This is a genomic window from Streptomyces sp. NPDC088762 (assembly GCF_044750905.1).
GTDB lineage: Bacteria > Actinomycetota > Actinomycetes > Streptomycetales > Streptomycetaceae > Streptomyces.
On record NZ_JBIVKT010000004.1, the window covers coordinates 349033 to 373137 of the forward strand.

20 protein-coding genes and 1 pseudogene are annotated in these 24105 nt (G+C 72.6%); 7 read left to right on the forward strand and 14 right to left on the reverse strand.

Annotated features, from left to right (window positions below; translation table 11 throughout):
• Nucleotides 1–25: 25 nt before the first annotated feature.
• The 4 genes from ACIP5M_RS13045 to ACIP5M_RS13060 all read right to left on the reverse strand — a co-directional run bounded on the left by ACIP5M_RS13045 (nucleotide 26) and on the right by ACIP5M_RS13060 (nucleotide 5761).
• On the reverse strand, nucleotides 26–1489 hold the full coding sequence (locus ACIP5M_RS13045) for an NCS2 family permease (protein ID WP_401195781.1): 1464 nt from the start codon (nucleotides 1487–1489) through the stop codon (nucleotides 26–28).
• Nucleotides 1490–1815: 326 nt separating this feature from the next.
• Nucleotides 1816–4221, reverse strand: a complete 2406-nt coding sequence (gene pucD, locus ACIP5M_RS13050; RefSeq protein WP_401195783.1) for a xanthine dehydrogenase subunit D — start codon at nucleotides 4219–4221, stop codon at nucleotides 1816–1818.
• 2 nt (nucleotides 4222–4223) lie between these two features.
• Entirely contained in the window at nucleotides 4224–4859 is a 636-nt protein-coding gene (locus ACIP5M_RS13055; RefSeq protein ID WP_401195785.1) for a (2Fe-2S)-binding protein, read from the reverse strand.
• Nucleotides 4860–4861: 2 nt separating this feature from the next.
• Nucleotides 4862–5761, reverse strand: a complete 900-nt coding sequence (locus ACIP5M_RS13060) for an FAD binding domain-containing protein (protein WP_401195788.1) — start codon at nucleotides 5759–5761, stop codon at nucleotides 4862–4864.
• A 252-nt stretch (nucleotides 5762–6013) separates the two neighbouring features.
• On the opposite strand from ACIP5M_RS13060, the gene ACIP5M_RS13065 reads away from it, so the two are divergent.
• The gene (locus ACIP5M_RS13065) at nucleotides 6014–7693 is read left to right on the forward strand and encodes a PucR family transcriptional regulator (protein ID WP_401195789.1); all 1680 of its coding nucleotides are present in this window, start codon (nucleotides 6014–6016) and stop codon (nucleotides 7691–7693) included.
• Nucleotides 7694–7874: 181 nt separating this feature from the next.
• Nucleotides 7875–8642: a hypothetical protein gene (locus tag ACIP5M_RS13070; RefSeq protein WP_401196313.1), complete on the forward strand. Its 768-nt coding sequence runs from the start codon at nucleotides 7875–7877 to the stop codon at nucleotides 8640–8642.
• Between the two features lie 77 nt (nucleotides 8643–8719).
• Here the strand turns inward: ACIP5M_RS13070 and ACIP5M_RS13075 are convergent, their stop codons facing one another.
• Nucleotides 8720–9382 carry a GntR family transcriptional regulator gene (locus tag ACIP5M_RS13075; protein ID WP_401195792.1) on the reverse strand — a complete coding sequence of 221 codons (663 nt, stop codon included), beginning with the start codon at nucleotides 9380–9382 and terminating at the stop codon, nucleotides 8720–8722.
• A gap of 104 nt (nucleotides 9383–9486) precedes the next feature.
• Between ACIP5M_RS13075 and ACIP5M_RS13080 the strand changes: the two genes are divergently transcribed.
• Both ACIP5M_RS13080 and ACIP5M_RS13085 read left to right on the forward strand, forming a co-directional pair.
• The gene (locus ACIP5M_RS13080; RefSeq protein WP_401195795.1) at nucleotides 9487–10362 is read left to right on the forward strand and encodes a (2Fe-2S)-binding protein; all 876 of its coding nucleotides are present in this window, start codon (nucleotides 9487–9489) and stop codon (nucleotides 10360–10362) included.
• A gap of 198 nt (nucleotides 10363–10560) precedes the next feature.
• Nucleotides 10561–11619, forward strand: coding sequence for a DUF2637 domain-containing protein (locus tag ACIP5M_RS13085; RefSeq protein WP_401195797.1), 1059 nt, complete (start codon nucleotides 10561–10563; stop codon nucleotides 11617–11619).
• 37 nt (nucleotides 11620–11656) lie between these two features.
• Here the strand turns inward: ACIP5M_RS13085 and ACIP5M_RS13090 are convergent, their stop codons facing one another.
• The 6 genes and pseudogenes from ACIP5M_RS13090 to ACIP5M_RS13115 all read right to left on the reverse strand — a co-directional run bounded on the left by ACIP5M_RS13090 (nucleotide 11657) and on the right by ACIP5M_RS13115 (nucleotide 17244).
• The gene (locus ACIP5M_RS13090; protein ID WP_401195799.1) at nucleotides 11657–12037 is read right to left on the reverse strand and encodes an ATP-binding protein; all 381 of its coding nucleotides are present in this window, start codon (nucleotides 12035–12037) and stop codon (nucleotides 11657–11659) included.
• 191 nt (nucleotides 12038–12228) lie between these two features.
• Nucleotides 12229–13971, reverse strand: coding sequence for a pyruvate dehydrogenase (locus tag ACIP5M_RS13095; RefSeq protein WP_401195802.1), 1743 nt, complete (start codon nucleotides 13969–13971; stop codon nucleotides 12229–12231).
• A gap of 90 nt (nucleotides 13972–14061) precedes the next feature.
• The gene (locus ACIP5M_RS13100; protein ID WP_401195804.1) at nucleotides 14062–15651 is read right to left on the reverse strand and encodes a protein phosphatase 2C domain-containing protein; all 1590 of its coding nucleotides are present in this window, start codon (nucleotides 15649–15651) and stop codon (nucleotides 14062–14064) included.
• A 467-nt stretch (nucleotides 15652–16118) separates the two neighbouring features.
• Nucleotides 16119–16712: pseudogene (locus ACIP5M_RS13105) on the reverse strand (S8 family serine peptidase); the annotation flags it as partial.
• Nucleotides 16706–16852, reverse strand: a complete 147-nt coding sequence (locus ACIP5M_RS13110) for a hypothetical protein (protein ID WP_401195805.1) — start codon at nucleotides 16850–16852, stop codon at nucleotides 16706–16708. The pseudogene ACIP5M_RS13105 and the gene ACIP5M_RS13110, both read right to left, overlap by 7 nt.
• A gap of 113 nt (nucleotides 16853–16965) precedes the next feature.
• Entirely contained in the window at nucleotides 16966–17244 is a 279-nt protein-coding gene (locus ACIP5M_RS13115) for a hypothetical protein (RefSeq protein ID WP_401195807.1), read from the reverse strand.
• A gap of 598 nt (nucleotides 17245–17842) precedes the next feature.
• Here ACIP5M_RS13115 and ACIP5M_RS13120 point away from each other — a divergent pair.
• Both ACIP5M_RS13120 and ACIP5M_RS13125 read left to right on the forward strand, forming a co-directional pair.
• Entirely contained in the window at nucleotides 17843–18820 is a 978-nt protein-coding gene (locus ACIP5M_RS13120; protein WP_401196315.1) for a helix-turn-helix domain-containing protein, read from the forward strand.
• 24 nt (nucleotides 18821–18844) lie between these two features.
• Nucleotides 18845–19330, forward strand: a complete 486-nt coding sequence (locus ACIP5M_RS13125) for a DUF456 domain-containing protein (RefSeq protein WP_401195809.1) — start codon at nucleotides 18845–18847, stop codon at nucleotides 19328–19330.
• Between the two features lie 648 nt (nucleotides 19331–19978).
• Here the strand turns inward: ACIP5M_RS13125 and rsgA are convergent.
• Nucleotides 19979–21088, reverse strand: a complete 1110-nt coding sequence (gene rsgA, locus ACIP5M_RS13130; RefSeq protein WP_401195812.1) for a ribosome small subunit-dependent GTPase A — start codon at nucleotides 21086–21088, stop codon at nucleotides 19979–19981.
• A 344-nt stretch (nucleotides 21089–21432) separates the two neighbouring features.
• Between rsgA and ACIP5M_RS13135 the strand changes: the two genes are divergently transcribed.
• Nucleotides 21433–21864, forward strand: a complete 432-nt coding sequence (locus ACIP5M_RS13135) for a VOC family protein (protein ID WP_401195814.1) — start codon at nucleotides 21433–21435, stop codon at nucleotides 21862–21864.
• A 4-nt stretch (nucleotides 21865–21868) separates the two neighbouring features.
• On the opposite strand, the gene ACIP5M_RS13140 is transcribed toward ACIP5M_RS13135, so the two are convergent.
• Both ACIP5M_RS13140 and ACIP5M_RS13145 read right to left on the reverse strand, forming a co-directional pair.
• Complete coding sequence (locus ACIP5M_RS13140) at nucleotides 21869–23104, reverse strand: cytochrome P450 (protein WP_401195817.1); 1236 nt, start codon at nucleotides 23102–23104, stop codon at nucleotides 21869–21871.
• On the reverse strand, nucleotides 23101–23853 hold the full coding sequence (locus tag ACIP5M_RS13145; RefSeq protein ID WP_401195820.1) for a TetR/AcrR family transcriptional regulator: 753 nt from the start codon (nucleotides 23851–23853) through the stop codon (nucleotides 23101–23103). Before ACIP5M_RS13145 ends, ACIP5M_RS13140 begins: the two co-directional genes overlap by 4 nt.
• Nucleotides 23854–24105: the final 252 nt, after the last annotated feature.

A 24105-nucleotide genomic window follows, 5' to 3' on the forward strand; every position in this document is an offset into this window, starting at 1 on the left:
GGATCAGCGTCCGATCACTGCCCGGTTAATTGACGCCGAGCCATCCCTCGATCGGGTGGAGGGCGAAGTAGACCAGGAAGATTCCGGTCAGCACCCACATGAAGGCCCCGACCTCGCGGGCCTTGCCCTGCGCGACCTTGATGGCCACGTAGGAGATGACACCGGCGGCGACACCAGCGGTGATCTGGTAGGTGAACGGCATGATCACGACGGTCAGGAAGACCGGGATCGCGGTCGCGCTGTCGGCCCAGTCCACGTGGCGGGCGTTCTGCATCATCATCGCGCCGATGACCACCAGGGCCGCGGACGCGACCTCACCCGGGACGATCTGGGTGATCGGGGTGAAGAAGAGGCAGGCCGCGAAGAAGAGACCGGTGACGACGGAGGCGAGACCTGTGCGGGCACCCTCACCGACGCCGGTGGCGGACTCTACGAAGACGGTCTGGCCGGAGCCGCCCGCGACGCCACCGATGGCGCCACCGGCACCGTCGATGAACAGGGCCTTGGACAGGCCCGGCATGCGGCCCTGGTCGTCGGCCAGCTTGGCCTCGGTGCCGACGCCGATGATGGTGGCCATCGCGTCGAAGAAGCCGGCGAGCACCAGGGTGAAGACGATCATGCCGATCGTCATGACGCCGACGTCGCCCCAGCCGCCGAACTCGACCTTGCCGAACAGCGAGAAGTCGGGCATCGAGATGGCGGAGCCCGCGAGCTCCGGCGGGCCGTTCTTCCAGGCCTTCGGGTCGATGTCCACGACGGCGTTCAGGATGGCCGCCAGGACGGTGCCGCCCACGATGCCGATCAGGATCGCGCCGCGGACCTTGCGGGCCTGCAGCATGAAGATCGCGAGGAGGGTCACGCAGAAGAGGAACACCGGCCAGCCCGCGAGCTCACCCGCGGCACCGAGCGTCACGGGCGGAGCGAACTCCCCGCCGTTGCCGACGAAGCCGGCCTTGACCAGGCCGATGAGGGCCACGAACAGGCCGATGCCCATGGTGATCGCGTGCTTGAGCGCGAGCGGGATCGCGTTCATGATCATCTCGCGGAGGCCGGTGACGACCAGGAGACAGATCACGACGCCGTACATCACGCACATGCCCATGGCCTGCGGCCAGGTCATCTGGGGGGCGACCTGCGAGGACAGCACACCGGAGACGGAGAGTCCGGCGGCGAGTGCGAGCGGCACCTTGCCGACGAAGCCCATCAGGAGGGTGGTCAGGGCCGCGGCGAAGGCCGTGGCCGTGATCAGGGCCTTCTGGCTCATGGTGTCTCCGGCGACGTCCTTGCCGGAGAGGATCAGCGGGTTGAGCAGGAGGATGTACGCCATGGCCATGAACGTCGTGACTCCGCCACGAATTTCATTGCCGACGTTGGACCCTCTGTGGGTTATGTGAAAGTACCGATCGAGCCAAGACCGTCCGGCGGGGGTGAGAGAGCCGTCGCCGGCTTCTTCCGCGGTGGTCTTGGGCTCCACTGACGACTGGGTCATGGTGCCTGACTCCCAAGGTTCAAAGGGGCACCCGCATGGAGATTGGAGACGCGGGATTTGGGAAAATTGCGTTGGCTGCACGACCCGGGGTGACGGCCCGAGGCGACGCGATGGTGCACTGCGTACTGCGGGTAGTGCGGGGGTGACCGCTGGTACTACTTTTCGTTTCTTGCAGGGGTACTGCCTGGTACTGCCGGTAAAGGACCGCGAGCGGTGCGGTACTTCGTGTACTCCGGGCGGCGCGACCGGCAAGTGTGACGTTCCCGTGTCACACCGCCCGGAGAGTCTGTGGGGGTGGGGCCTCTCGGCCCCCGAACCGTGTCGTCCTAGAGGGTCCCGGTCAGGGCTTCCGGACGGATCGGGGTCTTGTTGAGTTCCAGACCCGTCGCCTGCCGGATCGCCGCGAGGACGGCCGGGGTGGACGACAGGGTCGGTGCCTCGCCGAGACCGCGCAGACCGTACGGCGCGTTCGGGTCGGCCAGCTCCAGGACGTCGACCGGGATGGTCGGGGTGTCGAGGATGGTCGGGATCAGGTAGTCCGTGAAGGAGGGGTTGCGCACCTTCGCGGTCTTCGGGTCCACGATGATCTCTTCCATGATCGCCACGCCGAGACCCTGGGTGGTGCCACCCTGGATCTGGCCCTCCACGGAAAGCATGTTCAGCGCCTTGCCGACGTCCTGGGCGGTCGCCAGCTCGACGACCTTGACCAGGCCGAGTTCGGTGTCCACCTCGACGACCGCGCGGTGCGCGGCGAAGCTGTACTGGACGTGGCCGTCGCCCTGGCCGGTCTTCGGGTCGAAGGCCGCGGTCGGACGGTGCCGGAACTCGAGCTCGATGTCGATCGCGTCCTCACCCTCGAGGATCTCCGCGATGTCCGCGAGGACCTCGCCACCGTCGGTGACGACCTTGCCGCCTTCCAGCAGCAGCTCGGCCGTCGCCCAGGCGGGGTGGTAGGAGCCGTTCTTGCGGCGGCCGATCTCGAGGACGGCCTCGCGGACGGCCTCGCAGGTGTTCTTCACGGCGCCACCGGTCATGTACGTCTGCCGCGAGGCGGACGTGGAACCGGCGGAGCCGACCTGCGTGTCGGCCGGGTGGATGGTCACCTGCGTGACACCCAGCTCCGTGCGGGCGATCTGGGCGTGGACGGTGACACCGCCCTGGCCGACCTCCGCCATGGCCGTGTGGACCATCGCGACGGGCTCGCCGTTGATGACCTGGAGGCGCACGCGGGCGGTGGAGTAGTCGTCGAAGCCCTCGGAGAAGCCGACGTTCTTGATGCCGACCGCGTAGCCGACGCCGCGGACGACGCCCTCGCCGTGGGTGGTGTTGGACAGGCCGCCCGGCAGCGCGCGGATGTCCGCGCCCTCGCCGGCGGTCTCCCACTGGCGCTCCGGCGGCAGCGGGCGGGCCTTGACCCGGCGCAGCAGCTCGGCGACCGGGGCCGGGGAGTCCACGACCTGGCCGGTGGGCATGATCGTGCCCATCTCCATGGCGTTCAGCCGGCGGAACTCGACCGGGTCCATGCCCAGCTTCGCGGCCAGCTTGTCCATCTGGGCCTCGTAGGCGAAGCAGGCCTGGACGGCGCCGAAGCCGCGCATCGCGCCGCAGGGCGGGTTGTTCGTGTAGAGCGCGATCGCCTCGATGTCGACGTCGTCGAGGACGTACGGGCCGACGGAGAGGGAGGACGCGTTGCCGACGACGGCCGGGGAGGCCGAGGCGTAGGCGCCGCCGTCGAGCACGATCCGGCACTTCATGTGCGTGAGCTTGCCGTCCTTGGTGGCGCCGTGCTCGTAGCGGAGCTTCGCCGGGTGTCGGTGCACGTGGCCGAAGAAGGACTCGAACCGGTTGTAGACGATCTTGACCGGCTTGTTCGTGGCCAGGGCCAGGAGGCAGGCGTGGATCTGCATCGAGATGTCCTCGCGGCCGCCGAAGGCACCGCCGACGCCGGAGAGCGTCATGCGCACCTTCTCCTCGGGGAGACCGAGGACCGGGGCGATCTGCTTGAGGTCCGAGTGCAGCCACTGGGTGGCGACGTAGAGGTCGACCCCGCCGTCCTCCGCGGGCACGGCGAGGCCGGACTCCGGGCCGAGGAAGGCCTGGTCCTGCATGCCGAAGGTGTACTCGCCCTCGACGATGACGTCGGCGCGCTTGCGGGCCTCTTCCACGTTGCCGCGGATGATCGGCTGGCGGTGCACGATGTTCGGGTGCGGGACGTGAGCGGAGTGGTGGTCGTGGCGGTTCTCGTGGATCAGCGGCGCGTCGGGGGCGAGCGCGGAGGCCTCGTCCGTGACGACCGGCAGCTCCCGGTAGTCGACCTTGATCTTGGCGGCCGCGCGGCGGGCGGTCTCCGGGTGGTCGGCGGCCACGAGGGCGACCGGCTCACCGTGGTGGCGCACCCGGCCGTGGGCGAGGACCGGGGTGTCCTGGATCTCCAGGCCGTAGTTCTTCATCGCGGCCGGGAGGTCGTCGTACGTCAGGACCGAGTGGACGCCCGGCATGGCCAGGGCCTCGGAGACGTCGATGGAGACGATCTCCGCGTGGGCGACGGTGCTGCGAAGGGCCTGGCCCCACAGCATGTCCTCGTGCCACATGTCCGAGGAGTACGCGAACTCGCCGGTGACCTTGAGGGTGCCGTCCGGGCGGAGCGTGGACTCGCCGATGCCGCCCTTGGTGTGCTTCTGGGTGACGTTGGTCGGAGTGCCCGCCGGAGCCGTGCGCGTGTTCTGCCCCATGGTCAGACCGCCTCTCCCTGACGGGCCGCCGCGAGGCGGACGGCGTCGAGGATCTTCTCGTAGCCCGTACAGCGACAGAGGTTGCCGGACAGGGCCTCACGGATGTCCTGGTCGGACGGGTCGGCGTTGCTCTCCAGCAGGGCGTCGGCCTGGACCAGCAGACCCGGGGTGCAGAAACCGCACTGGATCGCGCCGGCGTCGATGAACGCCTGCTGGATGGTGGAGAGCTCGACGCCCTCGCCGGTCTGCGAGTCGGCCGCCCGCGAGCCGGGCTCGCCGTCGGGCCCGTGCGCCTGCCACTGCCTGGCCGCGTCCAGCGGGACGCCGCCCTCGCCGCCACAGCCGCCGCCGGTGCCGCAGGCACCGCCGTGGCCGTGCTCGGCGCGCTGCTTGGTGAACTCCGCCAGGCCCTCGACGGTTACGACGTCGCGACCCTCGACCTGACCGGCCGCGACCAGACAGGAACAGACCGGCACGCCATCGAGACGGACGGTGCAGGAACCGCATTCGCCCTGCTCACAGGCGTTCTTCGAACCAGGAAGGCCCAGGCGCTCACGCAGGACGTAGAGGAGGGACTCGCCTTCCCAGACGTCGTCGGCTTCCTGCGGGCGGCCGTTGACCGTGAAATTGACGCGCATGATCACGCAGCCCCTTCCAGCGAGCGGCCGCCGTTGCCGGTACCGCGGTACTGCTCCCAGGTCCAGACGAGCTGGCGGCGGGCCATGACCCCGACCGCGTGACGGCGGTACTTCGCCGTGCCGCGGACGTCGTCGATCGGGTTGGCCGCGCCGGAGGCGAGGTCGGCGAACTGCTTGGCGATCGAGGGCGTGACGACCTTGCCGGACTCCCAGAAGCCGCCCTCTTCGAGCGCGGCGTTCAGGAACTCCTCGGCGGTCTTCGCACGGATCGGGGTCGGCGCGGCCGATCCGATGCCGGTGCGGACCGTACGGGTCTGCGGGTGCAGGGCCAGGCCGAAGGCGCAGACCGCGATGACCATCGCGTTGCGGGAGCCGACCTTGGAGTACTGCTGGGGGCCGTCGGCCTTCTGGATGTGGACGGCCTTGATGAGCTCGTCGGCGGCGAGCGCGTTGCGCTTCACACCGGTGTAGAAGTCGTCGATCGGGATCAGCCGGGAGCCGCGTACGGACTCCACCTCGACCTCGGCGCCGGCCGCGAGCAGCGCGGGGTGGGCGTCACCGGCCGGCGAGGCGGTACCGAGGTTGCCGCCGACACCACCGCGGTTGCGGATCTGCGGGGACGCGACCGTGTGCGAGGCGAGCGCGAGACCGGGCAGCTCCGCGCGGAGGTCCTCCATGATCCGTGTGTACGGGACGGAAGCGCCGAGCCGGACGACGTCCTGGCCGACCTCCCACTCCTGCAGCAGGTCGATGCGGTTCAGGTCGAGGAGGTACTCGGGCCGACGGTGGTCGAAGTTGATCTCGACCATGACGTCGGTGCCACCCGCGATCGGCACAGCGGTGGGGAACTCGGCCTTGGCGGCGAGTGCCTCCTCCCAGCTGGCGGGACGAAGGAAGTCCATGAGCGGCTCTCTTCCTCTTCCTCGTGTCGTTCACTTCAAGCCAGGAGACGAAGTCCCTCGACCGGTCGTTCATCTGCCGTTAACGCGGTGTGGAGTCAGTACACAAGCCGCGCGTCCCCCGGGTGCAGTCACCGAAACCATGAAGGAGTTGGCTGAGGGCCTCCCTCGTCTTGTAGATTCGTATGAAAGGCAGGATGCGACGACCTGCCCGATTTCCAACGGCAACATTCGAGACAGATCGGCGGCGACATCATGCGGCTGCGCGCACTGCTGGAAACCGAGGCGCTGGGGCTGCGGCTGCTGGGCGGCGAGGAAGAACTCGACCGGACGGTCCGCGGGGTCATGACGACCGACCTGAGGGATCCCAGCCGATACCTCTCCGGGGGCGAACTCGTCCTCACCGGCCTGGCCTGGCGGCGAAATTCAGCCGACTCAGAGCCGTTCGTACGAATCCTCGCGAGCGCCGGCGTGGCGGGGCTGGCCGCCGGCGAGGCGGAGCTCGGGGACATCCCCGACGATCTGGTCTCGGCCTGTTTGCGCAACCGCCTGCCACTGTTCGCGGTGAACGAAGACGTTGCATTCGCCACGATCACCGAGTACGTGGTGCGCCAGGTGTCGGGTGAGCGTGCCGGGGACCTCGCGGCCGTCGTGGACCGGCACCGTCGCCTCATGACCTCGGGGCCCGCCGGTGGCGGCCCCGACGTGGTGTTGGATCTGCTCACCACCGACCTCGATCTCCGGGCCTGGGTGCTGTCCCCCACGGGCCGGCAGATCGCCGGGGCGGGCGAGCCGCTGGCGCCGGGCGTGTGCGCAGCACTGGCGAGCGAGCACCTCGCGGCGGTCCGGACGGGCCGCAGGGGACCGCACCGGATCTCCATCCAGGGTATTACCTACTCGCTCTTCCCGATCAGGGGACACGGCCGCGGCGCGGCCGGTCCCGGCTCCCGCGACGTCCGCGAGAGCGTGCTGTCGGACTGGCTGCTGGCCGTGGAGGCGGACGCGGGCGACTGGCCCGCCGAGCGCCTGGACCTGCTCCAGGGCGTCACCCAGCTGATCGCCGTCGAGCGGGACCGGCGCGACGCGGCCCGCACCGTGCGCCGCCGCCTCGCACAGGAGGTCCTGGAACTGGTCCAGACGGGTGCACCGCCCGCCGAGATCGCCGCCCGCCTGCGGGTGGCGGCCCCGGTGCTGCTGCCCGGGCTCGGGTCGGCGCCGCACTGGCAGGTCGTCGTGGCCCGGGTGGACTGGGACGGCGGGGACATCCCCGGCGGCCCGGTGGCCCAGTCGCTGCTGGAGGAGATCCTCGTCGACCCGTCCGTGTCGGGGCCGGAACCCTCGGACCGGATCGCCGTCGCCCACGCCGGGGACGAGGCCATCGCCCTCGTACCGCTGCCCTCGCTGTCCGGGGAGGGCGGGGAGGACAAGGGCCCCGAATCGGCCCTGCACGCCGACCTGCTGCTCGCGTCCGTACGTGACCCCCTGCAGGCGGGCCTGGACGGCGACGGCCGGCTCACGCTGGGCGTCAGCGCGGCCGTGCACTCCGCGGAGGGGCTGCGCGGGGCCCTGGAGGAGGCCCGGCACGCCCGCCGGGTGGCCGCGGCCCGCCCGGGGCGGGTGTGCGCGGCCGGTCACCACGAGCTCGCCTCGCACGTACTGCTGCTGCCGTTCGTCCCGGACGACGTACGCCGCGCCTTCACGGCCCGGCTGCTGGACCCGCTGCGGGACTACGACCGGCGCCACCGCGCGGAGCTCATCCCGACGCTGGAGGCCTTCCTGGACTGCGACGGATCGTGGACCCGGTGTGCGACGCGGCTCCACCTGCACGTCAACACGCTGCGCTACCGGGTCGGGCGAATCGAGCAGTTGACGGCGCGCGACCTTTCCCGGCTGGAGGACAAGCTCGACTTCTTCCTGGCACTGCGCATGAGCTGAGAAGATCCGCCCGGGCGGGCCGGGACCGGCCGAGGGGGGCGCCTGACGAACGGTCCGGACTTTGTGAAAGAGTTCACCCGACCCCTTGGCCGAAGCCGCCGATCCGTGCTCTCATTTCGCCCCAGGGCTCAACGACGTGCTGCTTGGTTGCTTTGGGGAGGGCAATGTGGCGGATACCGCCATGTCGAGTGCCGGAACTACCGGGGGAGACGACCCCCTCCAGCGGGCGATATGGCGGCTGCGCTCGCGCGGCTGTTGGACCGACGCCGCGGCGCTGCTGACGCCGCACGCGGACAGACCCGTCCAGGCCGGCGCCGCCGTGCAGCGGACCGCGCTGCTGGTCGAGCGGTGCCTGTTCACGGGGCAGGGCTGGGCGGAGGCCGAGGACGCGCTGCGGGTCGCCGAGGCGGTCGCACAGGACGACGACGACCGGGGCGCGGCCGCGTGCGAGCGCGGGCAGCTGGCGTACGCGGCGACCGTGCTCGGCGTCCGGGACCGGGCCGACGAGGCCCGCTCCGCCCTGGGCCGGGCGGCGGCCCTGCTGTCACCGGGATCCCGCACCCGCCCGCTGCTGGACTTCCGCCGGGGCCTGGTCGCCGAGCACCTGACGGACGCCCCGCAGTCGGCCGGTCCGGCGTACCGGCGGGCCCATGCGGGGGCGGAGGCCCACGGCGACACGCTGCTGCTGTCCTTCACCTGGCGGCACCTGGCCGCGCTGGCCCTGCGGGACGGCGAGGTGACGGAGGCGCGCAAGGGCTTCGCGGAGTCCCTCCGCATCCGGGAGGACCTGGGCTTCCTGGTCGGCACCGCCCCGGCCCTGGCCGCCCTGGCGGAAGTCGAGCCGGAACCCGAGGCCGCACGGCTGCGCGCCGAGGCCCGCCGCCTCTTCCACCTCCTCGGCGGCATCCCCACCTGGCTGGCGGACCAACTGGCACCCGCGCCGGCCTAGTCGTGTCGTCGTAGTCCCGCCTGGCCGGCGGGCGGCCGGCGCCACTTTGACGACACTCCCCAGGGGTCTCTCACGGATCAGGCGGGGGCGCCGGCGAAGTGTTCCCGGATCAGGGACTCGACCACCGGGAGGTCGGCGGCGATCAGGGCCTCCAGCAGGGCCGAGTGCTCCGCCGCGTCGGCGACGAGGTCGGCGCGCCGAACGCGGGGGGCGCCGGGCAGGGGCCACTGGGCCCGGCGGTGGAGTTCCTCGGCCACCGCCACCAGCTGCGCGTTGCCGGCCAGGGCGAGGACCTCGCGGTGGAAGGCCCGGTCCGCCTCCGCATAGCCGGGCACGTCGCCCCGCGCCGCCGCCTCGGCCGTGGCGGCCGCCGCCGGCCGCAGGGCCTCCCAGGTGGCCGCCGGCACGGCCCGGGCGAGCCTCAGCATGACGGGGACCTCCAGCAGGGCCCGTACCTCCGCCAGCTCGGCCAGCTCGCGCGGCGTCCGTGACACGACGCGGAAGCCCCGGTTCGGGAGGCATTCCACCGCCCCCTCCAGCGCCAGCTGCTGCATCGCCTCGCGCACGGGGGTCGCGGAAACGCCGAAGCGCTCCCCCAGGGCCGGACCCGAGTAGATCTCCCCCGGTACCAGCTCCCCGTCGACCAGCGCCGCGCGCAGCGCGTCGAGGACCTGGCCGCGCACCGAATGGCGCAGCACCTTCCGGGGTTCCGGGATCCCCGCTCGGGCCGTGTCGTGCACTCGGTCCTCCTACGGGGTCTCGGCCTGCCCCAGAATACGACCCGCAATCAAGTAAGGTTAGGCTTACCTCTTAACGATCGCGCGCTTCGATTCGGTGGTCCCGCATGACCGTCACGGCCGTCCCTCCCGCCGGCTCCCCCACCGGCCCGGCCCTCCCCGCCTCCCCCGTGGCGCCCGCGTACGCCCGCCTGGCCGAGGTCTTCGGCGGGCTGCGGGTGGCCGAGCGGTCCGCGCGGGAACCGGCCCCGCGCGGAGCGGGGTGGGTCGGCGCGGACGAGCTCGCGGCGGGCGGGGCGGCCCTGGACGCCTTCCTCGCCTGGGACGACGCCCAGGTCCTGGAGGACCACGGCCGCCGAGGCCGCCCCGACGTGGTGGCGGGCTTCGGGCTGCACCGGTACGCCTGGCCGGCCTGCCTGCTGATCACCGTCCCCTGGTTCCTGCACCGGCGGGTCCCCCGCTTCGCGGCCGCCGACGTGGCCTTCCACCGGACCCTGGGCCGGATGGCCGTCCACGTCGCCGCGTTCGCCTGCCTCCCGGACGATCCGGCGGCCGCGCTCCCCGGGGCGCGGGTCGTGCCCGACGAGGAGGCCCTGCGCGTGGAGGTGCGCGCCGCGGTGGCCCAGCATCTCGGACCCGTACTGGAGGGCTTCGGCCCGCGGATGCGGCGCGGCCGCCGCGCCCTGTGGGGCATGGTGACCGACGAGGTGACCGAGGGCCTCTGGTACGTCGGCCGGCTGCTCGGCGAGGAGCAGCGGGCCATCGCCGAGCTGGAGGCGCTGCTGCCCGGCTCGACGGCCCCCTACACCGGCGGCGCGGGGTTCCGTACGCTCGCCGGTCCGGACGGCACGGAGCTGCCCACGCGGGACCGGGCTAGCTGCTGCCTCTTCTACACGGTCCGGCCGCAGGACACCTGCGTCACCTGCCCCCGCACCTGCGACGCGGACCGCGTCACCCGGCTCACGGCGGCCGCCGCCGACTGAACCCACCCCCAGGGGTGACCGTAATCGAACTCAACTCAGGTTCTGCATACGCCAGTTCGACGGACAACACCCTATCCGGCGGGCCCCGCCCCCCGATGGCGTCCACTTGCCCCGAAACCCGCGTGTCCGGCCGGCCGGCTGCGCCACTATGGCGCCCGGAAAGCCGCACAGCCGCAGACGCGAGGCAAGGACATCCGCATGAGACTGACCGACATATCGCTGGACTGGCTGCTGCCCGGCAGCCTGTTGATCCTGGGCGTGCTTGCGGCAGTTGCGGTGCTGGCCCGTGGCAGGCGCGAGAGCGAGAAGGCCGCGGCCGACGACAGCTGGGAGCGCAGCGAGGAGCGCCGCAGGCGCAAGGAGGCCGTCTACGGGACCGCCTCGTACGTGCTGCTCTTCTGCTGCGCGGCGGTGGCCGCCGCGCTCTCCTTCCACGGACTGGTCGGCTTCGGCCGGCAGAACCTCAACCTCTCCGGGGGCTGGGAGTACCTGGTTCCCTTCGGTCTCGACGGCGCCGCCATGTTCTGCTCGGTGCTCGCCGTCCGCGAGGCCAGCCACGGCGACGCGGCCCTCGGCTCGCGCATGCTGGTCTGGCTGTTCGCGGGCGCGGCGGCCTGGTTCAACTGGGTGCACGCGCCGCGCGGGATGGGCCACGACGGGGCTCCGCAGTTCTTCGCGGGGATGTCGCTCTCGGCGGCCGTCCTCTTCGACCGCGCCCTCAAGCAGACCCGCCGGGCGGCGCTGCGCGAACAGGGCCTGATCCCGCGGCCGTTGCCGCAGATCCGGATGGTCCGCTGGCTGCGGGCGCCCCGGGAGACCTTCGGCGCGTGGTCCCTCATGCTGCTGGAGGGGGTGCGCACCCTCGACGAGGCCGTGGACGAGGTCCGCGAGGACAAGAAGGAGAAGGAGAACGACCGGCACCGCAGGCGGGAGCAGCACCGTCTGGACCGCGCCCACATCAAGGCACTGGGCCGGCAGCACCGCGCGTTCGGGCGGGCCCGCGCCCGTCAGGTCGACCTGCCGGAACTGACCCAGGGAGCGGGCTCCGCGCCGGTCGGCGCGGAGCCGGCCATACCGGAATCGGGACAGCTGCCCCTGCGCCGAAGGCCCTCCCTGCAGGCCGTGACCCACACCGAGTCCGCTGAGGCGACCGGCCCCCGGACGGTGGACCTCACCGCCGAGGACGACACCCAGACCATTCCCCGGCTCGACTCACTGGAGCGCAAGCTGAAGGACCTGGAGCAGCAGTTCGGCTGACAGGTCCCGCCCGCTCGGCCCGGAGGGCCCGCCTGTTTCAGGCGGGCCCTCCGTCCAGCTCGAACCAGACCACTTTGCCGCGGGCCGGCGCGTCCGCGTCCGCGTCGGTGTCCACGCCCCAGGCGTCGGCGAGCGTCTGCACCAGCACCAGTCCCCTGCCGTGCGTACCGTCGTCGGCGGTCGGTACGTGCGGCCGGGGCAGGCGGGTGGCGAAGTCGCGGACCTCGACCCGTAAGCGGGTGGCGGCGAGGCTGGCGGACACCTCCGCGCCCTGTTCGGTGTGGACGAGGGCGTTGGTGACGAGTTCGGTGATCAGCAGCTCCGCCACCTCGGCCGCTTCCGCCGCGCACCGGTGCCGCATCAAGTCCCTCAGGGCCCGGCGGATCTCTCCCACCGCTCTCAGATCGGCGCGTCGCACGCTCCGCCTGATCTCGTGCCTGATCTCCTGCCGGTTCTCGGCCGAAGGCTCACGCGGTACCGGCCTCCCTCTTTTCTCCAGCTTCCCCGTCTTCGCCCCCACCCGCACGGCGGTGTACCTCCCGCGTTCCTTCGTTCTCGAACAGAGCTACGGGATGCATGCCCTGCGGGCCGTTCCGCACTCCTGCGGGCTTACGGCCTCGGTACGTTGCGGAGGTTGGATCGAGCCATCTGGATCATCCGGCCCACTCCGCCGTCGAGCACGATCTTGCTGGCGGAAAGTGCGAAACCGGTCACCATCTCGGCGCTGATCCTCGGGGGAATCGACAGGGCGTTGGGGTCGGTGACCACATCCACCAGAGCTGGCCCCTTGTGCCGGAAGGCGTCCTTCAGAGCCCCTGTGAGCTGCTTGGGCTTCTCCACGCGGACCCCGTACGCACCCGCCGCGCGGGCGATCGCCGCGAAGTCGGGATTCGCGTTCGTCGTTCCGTACGACGGCAGGCCGGAAACCAGCATCTCCAACTCGACCATGCCGAGAGATGAGTTGTTGAACAGGACCACTTTGACGGGCAGGTCGTACTGCACCAGGGTGAGGAAATCTCCCATCAGCATCGAGAAACCGCCGTCACCCGACATCGACACCACTTGACGGTTCCGGTCGGTGAACTGTGCGCCGATGGCCTGCGGGAGGGCGTTGGCCATGGAGCCGTGACTGAAGGAGCCGATGATGCGCCGCTTGCCGTTCGGGGAAAGATAGCGCGCCGCCCACACATTGCACATACCGGTGTCGACGGTGAACACGGCGTCCTCGTCGGCGAGTTCGTCGAGCACCGCCGCCACGTACTCGGGGTGGATCGGCGTGTGCTTCTCCACCTTGCGCGTGTAGGCCTTGACCACCCCTTCCAGCGCGTCCGCGTGCTTCTTCAGCATCCGGTCCAGGAAGCGCCGGTCCGTCTTGGCCTTCACCCGGGTGTTCAGGGCGCGCAGGGTCTCCCGTACGTCCCCCCAGACGGCGAGGTCCAGTTGCGAGCGCCGTCCGAGGTGCTCGGGGCGGATGTCCACCTGGACGATCTTCACGTCGTCGGGGAGGAAGGCGTTGTACGGGAAGTCCGTGCCGAGCAGGATCAGCAGATCGCACTCGTGGGTGGCCTCGTAGGCCGCGCCGTAGCCGAGCAGTCCGCTCATGCCGACGTCGTACGGGTTCTCGTACTGGATCCACTCCTTGCCGCGCAGGGCGTGCCCGACGGGCGCGTTGACGCGGCCGGCGAACTCCATCACCTCGGCGTGCGCCCCGGCGGTGCCGCTGCCGCAGAAGAGCGTGATCCTGTCCGCCTCGTCGACGAGCCGGACCAGCTTCTCGATCTCCCCTTCGCCGGGGCGCACGCTCGGCCGGGCGGTGACGAGCGCGTGCTCGACGGCCTTCTCCGGGGCGGGGAGCGAGGCGATGTCCCCGGGCAGGGCGACCACGCTGACGCCGCTGCGGCCGATGGCGTGCTGTACGGCGGTCTGCAGCAGCCGGGGCATCTGGCGGGGGTTGGAGATCAGCTCGCTGTAGTGGCTGCACTCGCGGAAGAGCTGGTCGGGGTGGGTCTCCTGGAAGTAGGCGAGGCCGATCTCGCTGGAGGGGATGTGCGAGGCGAGCGCGAGGACGGGGGCCATCGAGCGGTGGGCGTCGTAGAGGCCGTTGATCAGGTGCAGGTTTCCGGGGCCGCAGGAGCCCGCGCAGGCGGCGAGGCGGCCGGTGATCTGGGCCTCCGCGCCGGCCGCGAAGGCCGCCGTCTCCTCGTGGCGGACCTGGATCCACTCGATGCCACCCGTACGGCGGATCGCGTCGACGACCGGGTTCAGGCTGTCGCCGACGACTCCGTACATCCGGCGCACGCCGGCGCGCACGAGGATGTCGACGAACTGCTCCGCCACGTTCTGCTTGGCCATGGAAGGGCGCCCTTTCCGGTTCGGGTCCGCGGCTCGAGTCTGTCCGCTCCGCTGCCGTCTGCGCCTTCCATCCATGCACGGTCCGCGCGGTTACGCCTCCCAGACCGCGGCGGCCGTCCGGTCGTCGGCGTACCCCTTGAGGCGGAGCTGGGTGTCGGCGAGGAACGCCGCCAGGCCGGGCGGCTCGGCCTGCGCCCAGCGGGCGGCGAGCTCGGCCGGGAGCAGACCCTCTTCCCGCATCGGGTCCGCGAGGCCGCCGGAGCAGAGCAGCAGGGTGTCGCCGGGGCGGGCCACGGAGGCGCGGAACCGGAAGCCGCTGCCCGCGGGGGCGTCGGCCGCCTCCGGCGGCGCGGGCGGCCCGGCGGGTTCCAGGTCCTCCCACCGGCCGCCGCGCAGCCGGAACAGACCGCCTGCTCCCGCACCGAAGCTGACCCGGGTCCGGCAGCGCGGGTCCACCGGGAGCAGCAGCCCGCGCAGTCCGGCGGTGTACGCCTCTTCGGCGAGGCCGAGTTCGGCGGCGCGGGCCCGCAGTCGGCCGTAGCCGCGGTCGGTGAGGCGCTGGAGGCCCGAGCGCAGGGCGTCGCGGTGTCCGGAGAGGATGTCGTCGGCCAGCCGCTCCTGGCTGCGCCCGACGGCCGCCGCGACGGTGTGGCAGAGCTCGGCGGCGGCCGCGGCGGCTCCGGGGGCGGCCCGGTCGCCGCCGGCGAGGGCCACCAGGACCAGGGCGCCGTCGCCGCCGCCGAAGCGGGCGGTGAGCAGGAAGTCCCGGCGGGCCTCGCCGCGGAAGCGGGCGGAGTCCCCGCGTACGGAGGCGGCGCGCAGGGTGTAGGTGCCGTAGCGGGCGCCCTCCAGGACGGTGTCGTGGGTCAGTCCCGTCGAGCCGTCGAAGGCGGCGGGGTCGGCGGCGGGAAGCGCGCCGGGCTCGGCGGCATAGGTGGGCGCCCGGTCGCCGAGGTGGCTCACCTCCGGCCGCCGCTCGGGCGCCGCCGGCTGCGGTACGGGGCCCGGTGGCGGCTCCGACAGCTCCCGGGTCGGGTCCTCCTCGGGCGGCGCCTCCCACCGCCGGGCCGGCAGCCCGGCCGGCTCCGCCGGCGGCACGTCCACGTTGCCGAGCGCGTACCCGGTGGCGCCCCCGGCCCGCGGATCGCGCGGCGACGGGCCGACGGGACCTCCCGGACCCGGCGCGCTCCGGGGCCCCGGCACCAGCCCGTGCGCGGGCGCGCCCGGCCCGGCCTCGGCGGGCCGGGCGGGCGGGGGCGGGGGTGGCAGGGGCGGCGCAGACTCCGAACGGCCGGCGTCCGCCCCCGGCGGCGGTGGCGGTGTCGGTGGAGGCGGTGACGCGGGAAGAGGCGGCGCAGACTCCGGGCGGCCGGCGTCCGGCAGCGGTTCCCGGGCGGGCGGGGCGGAATCACGGGCCACCGGCGGTTCCGGTGGCAGCGGCGGGGAGGACGGAGGTTCCGGGCGGGGGCTCGGGAGCGTGGCCTGCGGCGGCTCCGGCGGCAGGGGAGGCGGCGGCGGCACGGGGGGTTCCGGCGGCCCGGCGGCCGGGTCCGCGGTCAGGCCCGACGCCGAGCGGAACCGGTTGTCCAGGGTGTCCCCCGGGTCGGGTTCCGGTCCCGCGTCGGGGTCCTCGTAGAGCTTCTGCCACCAGTCGTCCGCGCCCGCGCCCTGCTGACTCATGACCTCATTCTGGGCCTCCCGCACGGGCCGAAAACGTCGAACGCACGAAAAGGGTCCGCCGGACCACCGCCCGGCGAACCCTCCTCCCGCAACCCGTACGAACCAGCGGACGTCGTACGCCCGCACGACCGTCCGGGTGACCGAGGCGTCGTCCGCGTCGGTCAGTTCGACCTTCAGCGACACCGGCTTGCCGCCGGCTCCGGCGGGTTCACGACCGCGGTGGCACGCTGCCGGTTCCGTCGGGGTTGTCGCGGCCGGTGGACGCGGTGAACGGGTGCGGGGCCGGAGCCGCCGACGGCCTTCAGTTCGGAACCAGCGGCGCGGCCGCCCGCCAGTAGCTGCCGATTCGAAGCCGCCGTCCGTGGCGCGGCCTTGGACCGAGGCGTAGAAGCCGCGGATCGTACGGCCGCCCATGGCGGCGGGCGTCGAGCGCGAGGGTGGTGTCCTTCTTCACCTCGACCTGGGAGCGGCCGAGAGACGCGCACGCCGTTCGCAGTGGCAACGACACCGCCGGTCACATCGCCGTACTGGGAGCGTTCCAGCTTGGCCGCCGGCTCGAGGGTGAGCGGCACCCTGACGGTGGCGCCGGCCGGGACCGTCACCGTGCGCCGGTCGAGGCGGGCGATCCGGCTGCGGACGGCGGAGCCGTCGTTTCCGGTGACCTTCTCGACGGCGAGGTCCAGCGTGCCGGGGTCGTGCCCGGGGACGGCCGTATTGGCGGATCCGACAAGGGCGGCCTTGACCTGCTGCGCGGTCCACTCGGGGTGGCGCTGCTTGACGAGGGCGGCGGCGCCCGCGACGTGCGGGGTGGCCATGGAGGCGCCGGACATGGACTGGTAGGCGTACACCCCGCGGCCGCCCATGGCGGCGGCCGAGATGCCGACGCCGGGTGCGGAGATCTCGGGCTTGAGGGTGTGCCGGGCTCCCGCGGGGCCCCGGCTGGAGAAGACGGCCGTCGTGTCGTCCCGGTCGACGGCGCCGACGGTCAGCACGGGGGCCGCGCAACCGGGCGAGGAGACGGTGTTGTTGCCGGGTCCGGAGTAGCCGGCGGCGATCACGAACCGTCGTAGCCGGCGGCCTGCTCCTTGTCGGTGGCGAGCGCTACGGCTGTGATGGAGCCGAGGACGAGGGAGCGGTCGGCGCCGCGGGGTGCGGGCGGGGCGCTGCGCGCCGCGTTGACGGAAGCCGGCGGGAGCGTCATGCGAATCGTGCGGTATCCCTGTCTGGCCCCGGTGCTCGAGGGGTCCGGGCCGGCCTGTCTGTTGGTGCGATTGTGGCCCGGCAGGAGCGCGGGTGCCCCGGTGTCGAAAGGTGTCAGGAGCGGGTGCCGGCCTCGGTCCGCTTCAGGTAGCCGCCAGGAGGACACCCCGCGTCCGGGTCCTCTGTAGGGCACATGCTGGGGTCCTCTGTATCTCCGAAGTCCCCGTAGAGGTAGACCCACACCGTGCACGTCGGATTCTCGGTGAAGGACAGCCGAAGGTCATTGCCGCGTGTGGCGGTCTCGTCCGGGAGGATGAGGCCGTCACCGTTGGGGCTGCCGTAGAAGGCCCAGCGGCCATGGGACAGCGTCTCGGGCTGGGCGCAGGCAGCCATCGCTTTGACCTTGTCGAATCCCGTTCCGGTGAAGGTGTGATCCTGCGAGAAGGTCAGGGTCGTCCCTGCTGGGCTGGTCCACGTCCCTACCAGTTGCTCCTGCGGAATCACCGCCGCGTGGACGGCTGCGCCGTACCCGCAAGACGCTGTGAGAACCACCCCGGTTACCGCGAGAACCATCGCCCGCCATCCACGCATGTCCGCAGACCTCTCCCCAGAGATTGGATGTCCAGCCTGCGGCCGCACGTCAGTTATTTGAACATGCTTAAAAACTGCGGCTTCCCTCGGGGTCGCCGCAAGCGGCACCTCCCCAGACGGGCCCTATGGCGCGGCCCACGGCGGTGACGGCCGGGACGGCCGCGGTGGCCGTGCCCAGTGCCGTACGCGATATCGGGCGCATCGCTCTCCCCAGGTGAATTCCGGCCAACTGCGGCGATACACGGCAAAGCCGCCGCACAAGGGGCTTACGGCCGGCGGATGTTGGTGCCGCGGTGGCGTCACCCTGGCAGAGCGGTGGGGCGTGCGGCGATGATGTCCGCGGCGGGTTTGCGCCGTGGCCGCTTCCCGCCAGGCGCTGCGATGAGGGTGGGTGGACGCGTTGCTGGGTGCGATAGGCCTGGACGAGGGCCAGGAGTCCGCGTACCGGGCTCTGGTGGCGCTGGGTGCTGCAGAGGTGCCGGACCTGGCGCACCGGCTTGCGCTGCCGGTGCCGCAGACGGAACGGGCGCTGCGGCACCTGGAGCGGCAGGGGCTGGCCGCGCAGTCCTCGGCGCGGCCGGGGCGCTGGGTGGCGGCGCCGCCCGGGGTCGCCCTCGGGGCCCTCCTCACCCAGCAGCGGCACGAGCTGGAGCAGGCGGAGCTGGCGGCGGCCCTGCTGGCCGAGGAGTACCGGGCGGAGGCCTCCGAGCCGGCCGTGCACGACCTGGTGGAGGTGGTCACGGGCGCGAGCGCGGTGGCGCACCGCTTCCACCAGCTCCAGCTGGGCGCGGTGGAGGAGGTGTGCGCGCTGGTCAGCGGCCGCCCGCAGGTGGTGACGGGCCCCGACAACGAGGCGGAGGAACGGGCCTCCGTACGCGGTGTTGCGTACCGGGTGGTCATCGAGCGGGAGGTGCTGACCGGGCCGGGCGGCATGCGCGAGGCGTCGACCGCGCTGGCCCGGGGGGAACGGGTCCGGGTGACGGGCGAGGTCCCGACGAAGCTGGTGATCGCGGACCGGACCCTCGCCATGGTCCCGCTGACCAAGCGCGGCGCGGAGCCGGCGGCGCTGGTGGTGCACGCGTCGGGGCTGCTGGAGTCCCTGATGGGCCTGTTCGAGGCGGTGTGGCGGGAGTCGCTGCCGCTGCGGCTGGGCGCGACCGGCGCGCCGGAGGAGTCCGACGGCTGTCCGGACGCCACGGACCTGGAGGTCCTGACCCTTCTGCTGGCGGGGATGACGGACGCGAGCGTGGCCAAGCACCTGGACTTGGGGCTGCGGACGGTACAGCGCCGGGTGAAGGGGCTGATGGAGCTGTCCGGGGTGACGACGCGGCTCCAGCTGGGCTGGCACGCGTACGAACGGGGCTGGGTGGCCCGATAGCCCCTGGTCGGTCACGCTGGGCATGTGGATCTGCCGCAGCTGCTCCTGGTGGGGGTGGTGCTGCTGCTCGGAGTGGTCGGGGTGCTGGTGCCAGGCGTGCCGGGCACCCTGCTGGTGTGGGCGGGGCTGATGTGGTGGGCGCTGCACGAACGGTCGGCACCGGCGTGGGCCCTGCTGGTCGCCGCGACGGCCCTGCTGCTGGTGGTACAGGTGGTGAAGTGGCAGCTCCCGCCCCGGCGGCTGCGGGGCGTGGGCGTCACCCGCCGGATGGCGGTCTACGCCGGCACCGGCGCGGTGCTGGGCTTCGTGCTGGTTCCGGTGGTGGGGGCGGTGCCGGGCTTCATGGGCGGCATCTACGTGTGCGAGCGGTTGCGCCTGGGGACGCATGGTGAGGCGTGGGCGTCGGTACGGGCCGTGATGCGGGCGGTGGGGACGAGCGTGCTGGTGGAACTCTTCGCCTGCCTCCTGGTGGTGGCCGCCTGGCTCGCCTCGGTCGCAGCGGGGGTCTGACCCCCGCCCCCGGGCCGGGTGCGCCACCGCTGCCGGGGCTCCGCCCCGGACCCCGCGCCTCAAACGCCGGCGAGGCTGGATTTGGGCCGGCATGGCGCCCCGCCACCACGGGTCAGGCCAGGCCGGGCACGCCAGTGCGGGTCACCAACCGGGGCTCCGCCCCGCACCCCGCGCCTCAAACGCCGGCGGGGCTGGATTCGGCCGGCATGCGCTGTCAGGTGCGGCTCAAAGACCCCGGGCGCGGACCCACCAAGCCCCGCCGGCGATCGAGGCAGCCACATCCAGCCTCGCCGGCGTTTGAGGCAGCCACATCCAGCCTCGCCGGCGATTGAGGCGGACCCACCCAGCCTCGCCGGCGTTTGAGGCGCGGGGGTCCGGGGGCTGGCCCCCGCAACGGCGCCGCAGCCGAAACCTGAGCCGGAGCCCGACCTCAGCCCCGCCGGCGAGTGAGGCGGACCCACCCAGCCCCGCCGGCGTTTGAGACGCGGGGGGCCGGGGGCTGGTCCCCGGCGACGGTGCCGCGGCCGAAACCTGGGCCCCGGCCCCGGCTTCAGCCCCGCCGGGAGGCGGAGCCACCCAGCCCGCCGGCGTTTGAGGCGCAGGGGGCCGGGGGCTGGTCCAGCGTGGTGGCGTCGGGGCCCCGCGGGGTCAGGGGCGGCCGCCTCGTTTCGCGGCGTAATTGGCGCGGCCCTGGGCCGACTTCAGGCGCCAGTCCCGCCGGAGGTCGGCCCGCAGCCGCGCATCCGTCTTCGCCACGATCCGCTGGTTCTCCCGCAACAGCTTCCGGTAGCTCTCCAGCCGCCGCTCCGGCAGCGCCCCGGCCTCCACCGCCCCCAGCACCGCGCACCCCGGCTCCGCCTCGTGCGCGCAGTCGTGGAAGCGGCACCGCTCCGCGTACTCCTCGATCTCCGAGAAGACCTGCCCCACCCCGGCCTCGGCGTCCCAGAGCCCGACACCCCGCAGCCCGGGCGTGTCGATCAGGACGCCGCCGCCCGGCAGGGCGAGCAGGTTGCGGGTGGTCGTGGTGTGCCGGCCCTTGCCGTCGACCTCGCGGGCCTCCTGGACCTCCATCACGTCGGCCCCGAGCAGCACGTTGGCCAGCGTGGACTTGCCGGCGCCCGAGATGCCGAGCAGCACGCTCGTACCGCTCCCGAGGACGGCGGCGAGGATGTCCGTGCCCTCTCCGGTGACGGCTGAGACGGGGAGGACCTGGACCCCGGGGGCGGTGGTCTCCACGTCCTGGACCAGGTGGCCCAGCGTCGCCGGGTCCGGGACCAGGTCCGCCTTGGTGAGGACGACCAGCGGCTGCGCCCCCGATTCCCACGCCAGGGCCAGGAAGCGCTCGATGCGCCCCAGGTCCAGTTCGACGGCGAGGGAGACCGCGATGATCGCGTGGTCGACGTTGGCGGCGAGGATCTGCCCCTCGGACCGCTGTGAGGAGGTGGACCGTACGAAGGCGGTCCGGCGCGGCAGGTACGCCTTCACGTAGCGCGGGTTGCCGGACGCCTCGACGGCCGCCCAGTCGCCGGTGCAGATGACCCGAAGCGGGTCGTGCGGGGTGACGAAGGCGGTGTCGGCGCGGACGATGCCGTCCGCGGTCATGACGTCGCACTGACCGCGGTCGACGCGTACGACCCGGCCGGGCAGGAGGCCCTGCTCCGCGTACGGGGTGAACTCGGCCGCCCACGCGTCGTCCCAGCCGAAGGGGGTGAGGGCGTGCGAGAGCGGGGCCTGCGGGAAAGAAGAGGAGTGAGACAAGGGGAACCCTTCACAGGGTGGCCCCGGCAGTACGCGCGCCCGCTCGGCGGCGCGCGGAGAAGTGTGAGGTCAGCCGGAGACCACGGAAGTGACATTGATGGTCTTCTGAGTGCGGGCAGCGCCCTGCGCAACGACAGTCATCAATGAACTCACCTCCGGGTCATGCACGCGCCGGTGTTCCGGCCGATCGGCGGGAACGGACCCACCGTAACAAGCTCCTTCCCCTCGGGGCCAATTGTTTTTCGGCGATTCCTCGGCGACGGGCGTTTCGGCGTGCGCGACGGCCGTTCCGTGGGCGACCGTGGATCCGCCCTGGCGCTGTCGCACTCCCGAGGAGAACTGCCGTGAACTGGACGCTCGAAGTCGTTCTGGTCCCTGTCACCGACCTTGACCGGGCGAAGGAGTTCTACGCCGACAAGGTCGGCTTCAAGGTCGACCTCGACGACGAGGTCGCCTCCGGTGTCCGCATCATCCAGCTGACCCCTCCCGGCTCGCGGTGTTCGATCGCGCTGGAACACGGCCTGCCCCCGATGCCCGGCACGGGGAGGATGGCCCCGGGCACCCTGCAGGGCCTCCAGCTCTGCGTCACGGACATCGAGGCGGCCCGGGACGAGCTGGTCTCCCGAGGGGTGGCGGTGTCCCCGGTCCGCCACCTCGGCCCGACGGGCTGGGCGGAGGGCAAGGGCGACACCTGGAACTCCTTCCTCTCCTTCGAGGACCCGGACGGCAACGGCTGGGTGGTCCAGGAGGCGCCGTCGGAACTCTCCGAACGCTGACGCTCTAATCGAACCGTACGGGCAGGTACTTGATGCCGTTGATGAAGTCGGAGCGGAGCCGGCGGACCCGGCCGGTGAGTTCGACGTCGGGGTGGCGTGCGAGCAGTTCGCGGATCAGTGCCTTGATCTGCGTACGGGCCAGGCCGGCGCCCAGACAGAAGTGCGGGCCCCCGCCGCCGAAGGCGAGGTGGTCGTTGGGGGTGCGGCGGATGTCGAAGGCGAAGGGGTCGGTGAAGACCTCCTCGTCCCGGTTGGCGGAGGTGTAGTACGTGACCACCTTCTGGCCGGCCGCGATCCGGCGCCCGCGCAGGACGGTGTCCCGCGTGGCGGTGCGGCGGAAGTTGTGGATCGAGCCGCCCCAGCGCAGGAACTCCTCCGTGGCGGATGCCCACAGCGCCTCGTCCTGCGGCGAGGCGGCCAGTTCGGCTCGGGCGGCCGGGTGTTCGGCCAGGGCCAGCAGGGTGGCGGACAGCAGGTTGCGGGTGGTCTCGTTGCCCGCGACGCACAGCAGCACGAAGAACATGCTGATCTCGTGCGGGCTGAGCCGGTCGCCCCCCACCTCGGCGTGGACGAGGGTCGAGAGGATGTCCTCCCGGGGGTGCGCGCGCCGCTCGGCGGCCAGCGCGTCGCAGTAGGCGTAGATCTCGGCGGCCGCGAGGTCGCTGTCGTGGCGGCCCGCGGACAGCTCCGGATCCTGGCCGCCGGCCATCCGGTTGCTCCAGTCGAAGATCAGCCGCTCGTCGCCCGACGGTACGCCGACCATCTCGCAGATCGTCTGGATCGGCAGCCAGGCGGCCACCTCGGAGACGAAGTCCATGTCCCGGCCCGGGACGACCGCGGTGTCCACCAGGGCTGCGGCGCGCTCGCCGATGCGGGCCGCCAGCCGGCGTACCACCCGGGGGGTGAAGCCGGCGCTGACCAGGGCGCGGTAGCGGGAGTGCCGCGGGGCGTCCATGCCCAGCAGCACGAGGCGCAGGCTCTCCAGGGACTCGGGGCTCTGGTCGCGGACCATGAAGGAGCCGAGCTCGGTGGACCAGAGCTCGGGATCGCGGCTGATCGCCTTGACGTCGGCGTGGCGGGTGATCGCGTAGAAGCCGTCCTGGTGGCCCGGGCCGGGTATCTCGTGCCAGTGGACGGGGTCCTCGCGGCGCAGCCGGGTGAACTGCGCGTGCGGGACCTCGCGGGCCCAGGTGTCTTCGAGGAGGTCGATGTCGCCGGTGGGGATGCCGGTGGGGCTCACGGGTCCACTTCCCTTCGGGGCGCCCGGAGGAGGGCGTCGAGTGCTTCGACGACGAGGGTGTCGGGGATGCCGTCGGGGTCCAGGCGGTGCTGCATCGCGAGTCCGAGCAGGACTCCGAGGACGAGGGCGCCGGTCTCCTCGGGCGGGCGGCCGGGCGGGGTGCCGGGGGCTGCGGACCGGTCGGCGAGGCCTTCGCCGAGCTGGGCGCGGATCTCGGCGTAACGCTGGGCGAGTTGGGTGCCGATGAGGGGGCCGCGGGCGCCGTGCAGCCAGAGCTCGGCCTCCAGGAGCAGCCAGGAGTCGCCGTGCTCGGGGTGCGGACGGGTGAGGCTGCGCCACATCGCGGAGAAGTGCACGGCGGGGTCCCCCGGGTCGGCGCTGCCGGCGATCTCGGCGGCGAGCTCCTCCGCCGTCCGCTCCTTCCAGACCTCCAGGAGGGCCAGCAGCAGCCCCTCCTTGCCGCCGAAGTGGCTGTAGAGCGCCCCGGTGGTCCGCCCGGCCGCCTCGGCGACGGCCTCCGCGGAGACGGCGTGGTAGCCCTTGCGCGCGAACAGCCCGGCGGCGGCGCCGATCAGCCGGGACCGCGTCTCGGACTTCCGAACCGCCTGCCGCGACGGCTGCGGCGGGCTCGGCGGGTGGGGGTCGCTCCCCGCCTCCGGCGGACTGCCGACCGGGGCTTCCGGTGCGCGGTGTGGCCCGGGGGCGTCCGGTGCGTGCGGCGGGCCGGACGGGGGGTCGGCTGGTGGCATGAGAGGGGCTCCCGGGGTTATATCGGGGTTCCGATATAAGTTGCTCCTCCGTCTGACGGTCCGTCAATCCCCGCGCAGCCGTCGGATTGCGACGCAGGCCGTCTCCGAGGCAGGTGGGCGGAAACTCCGTACCGGAGCCCGCACCCACGGGCTGACGACGGGCAGGCTCCAGCCCCGCCGGCGTGAGGGGCGGGTGCGGGGCGCGGGGCGCGGGGCGGAGCCCCGGCGACGGCGCCCGGCCGGGACCAGCGG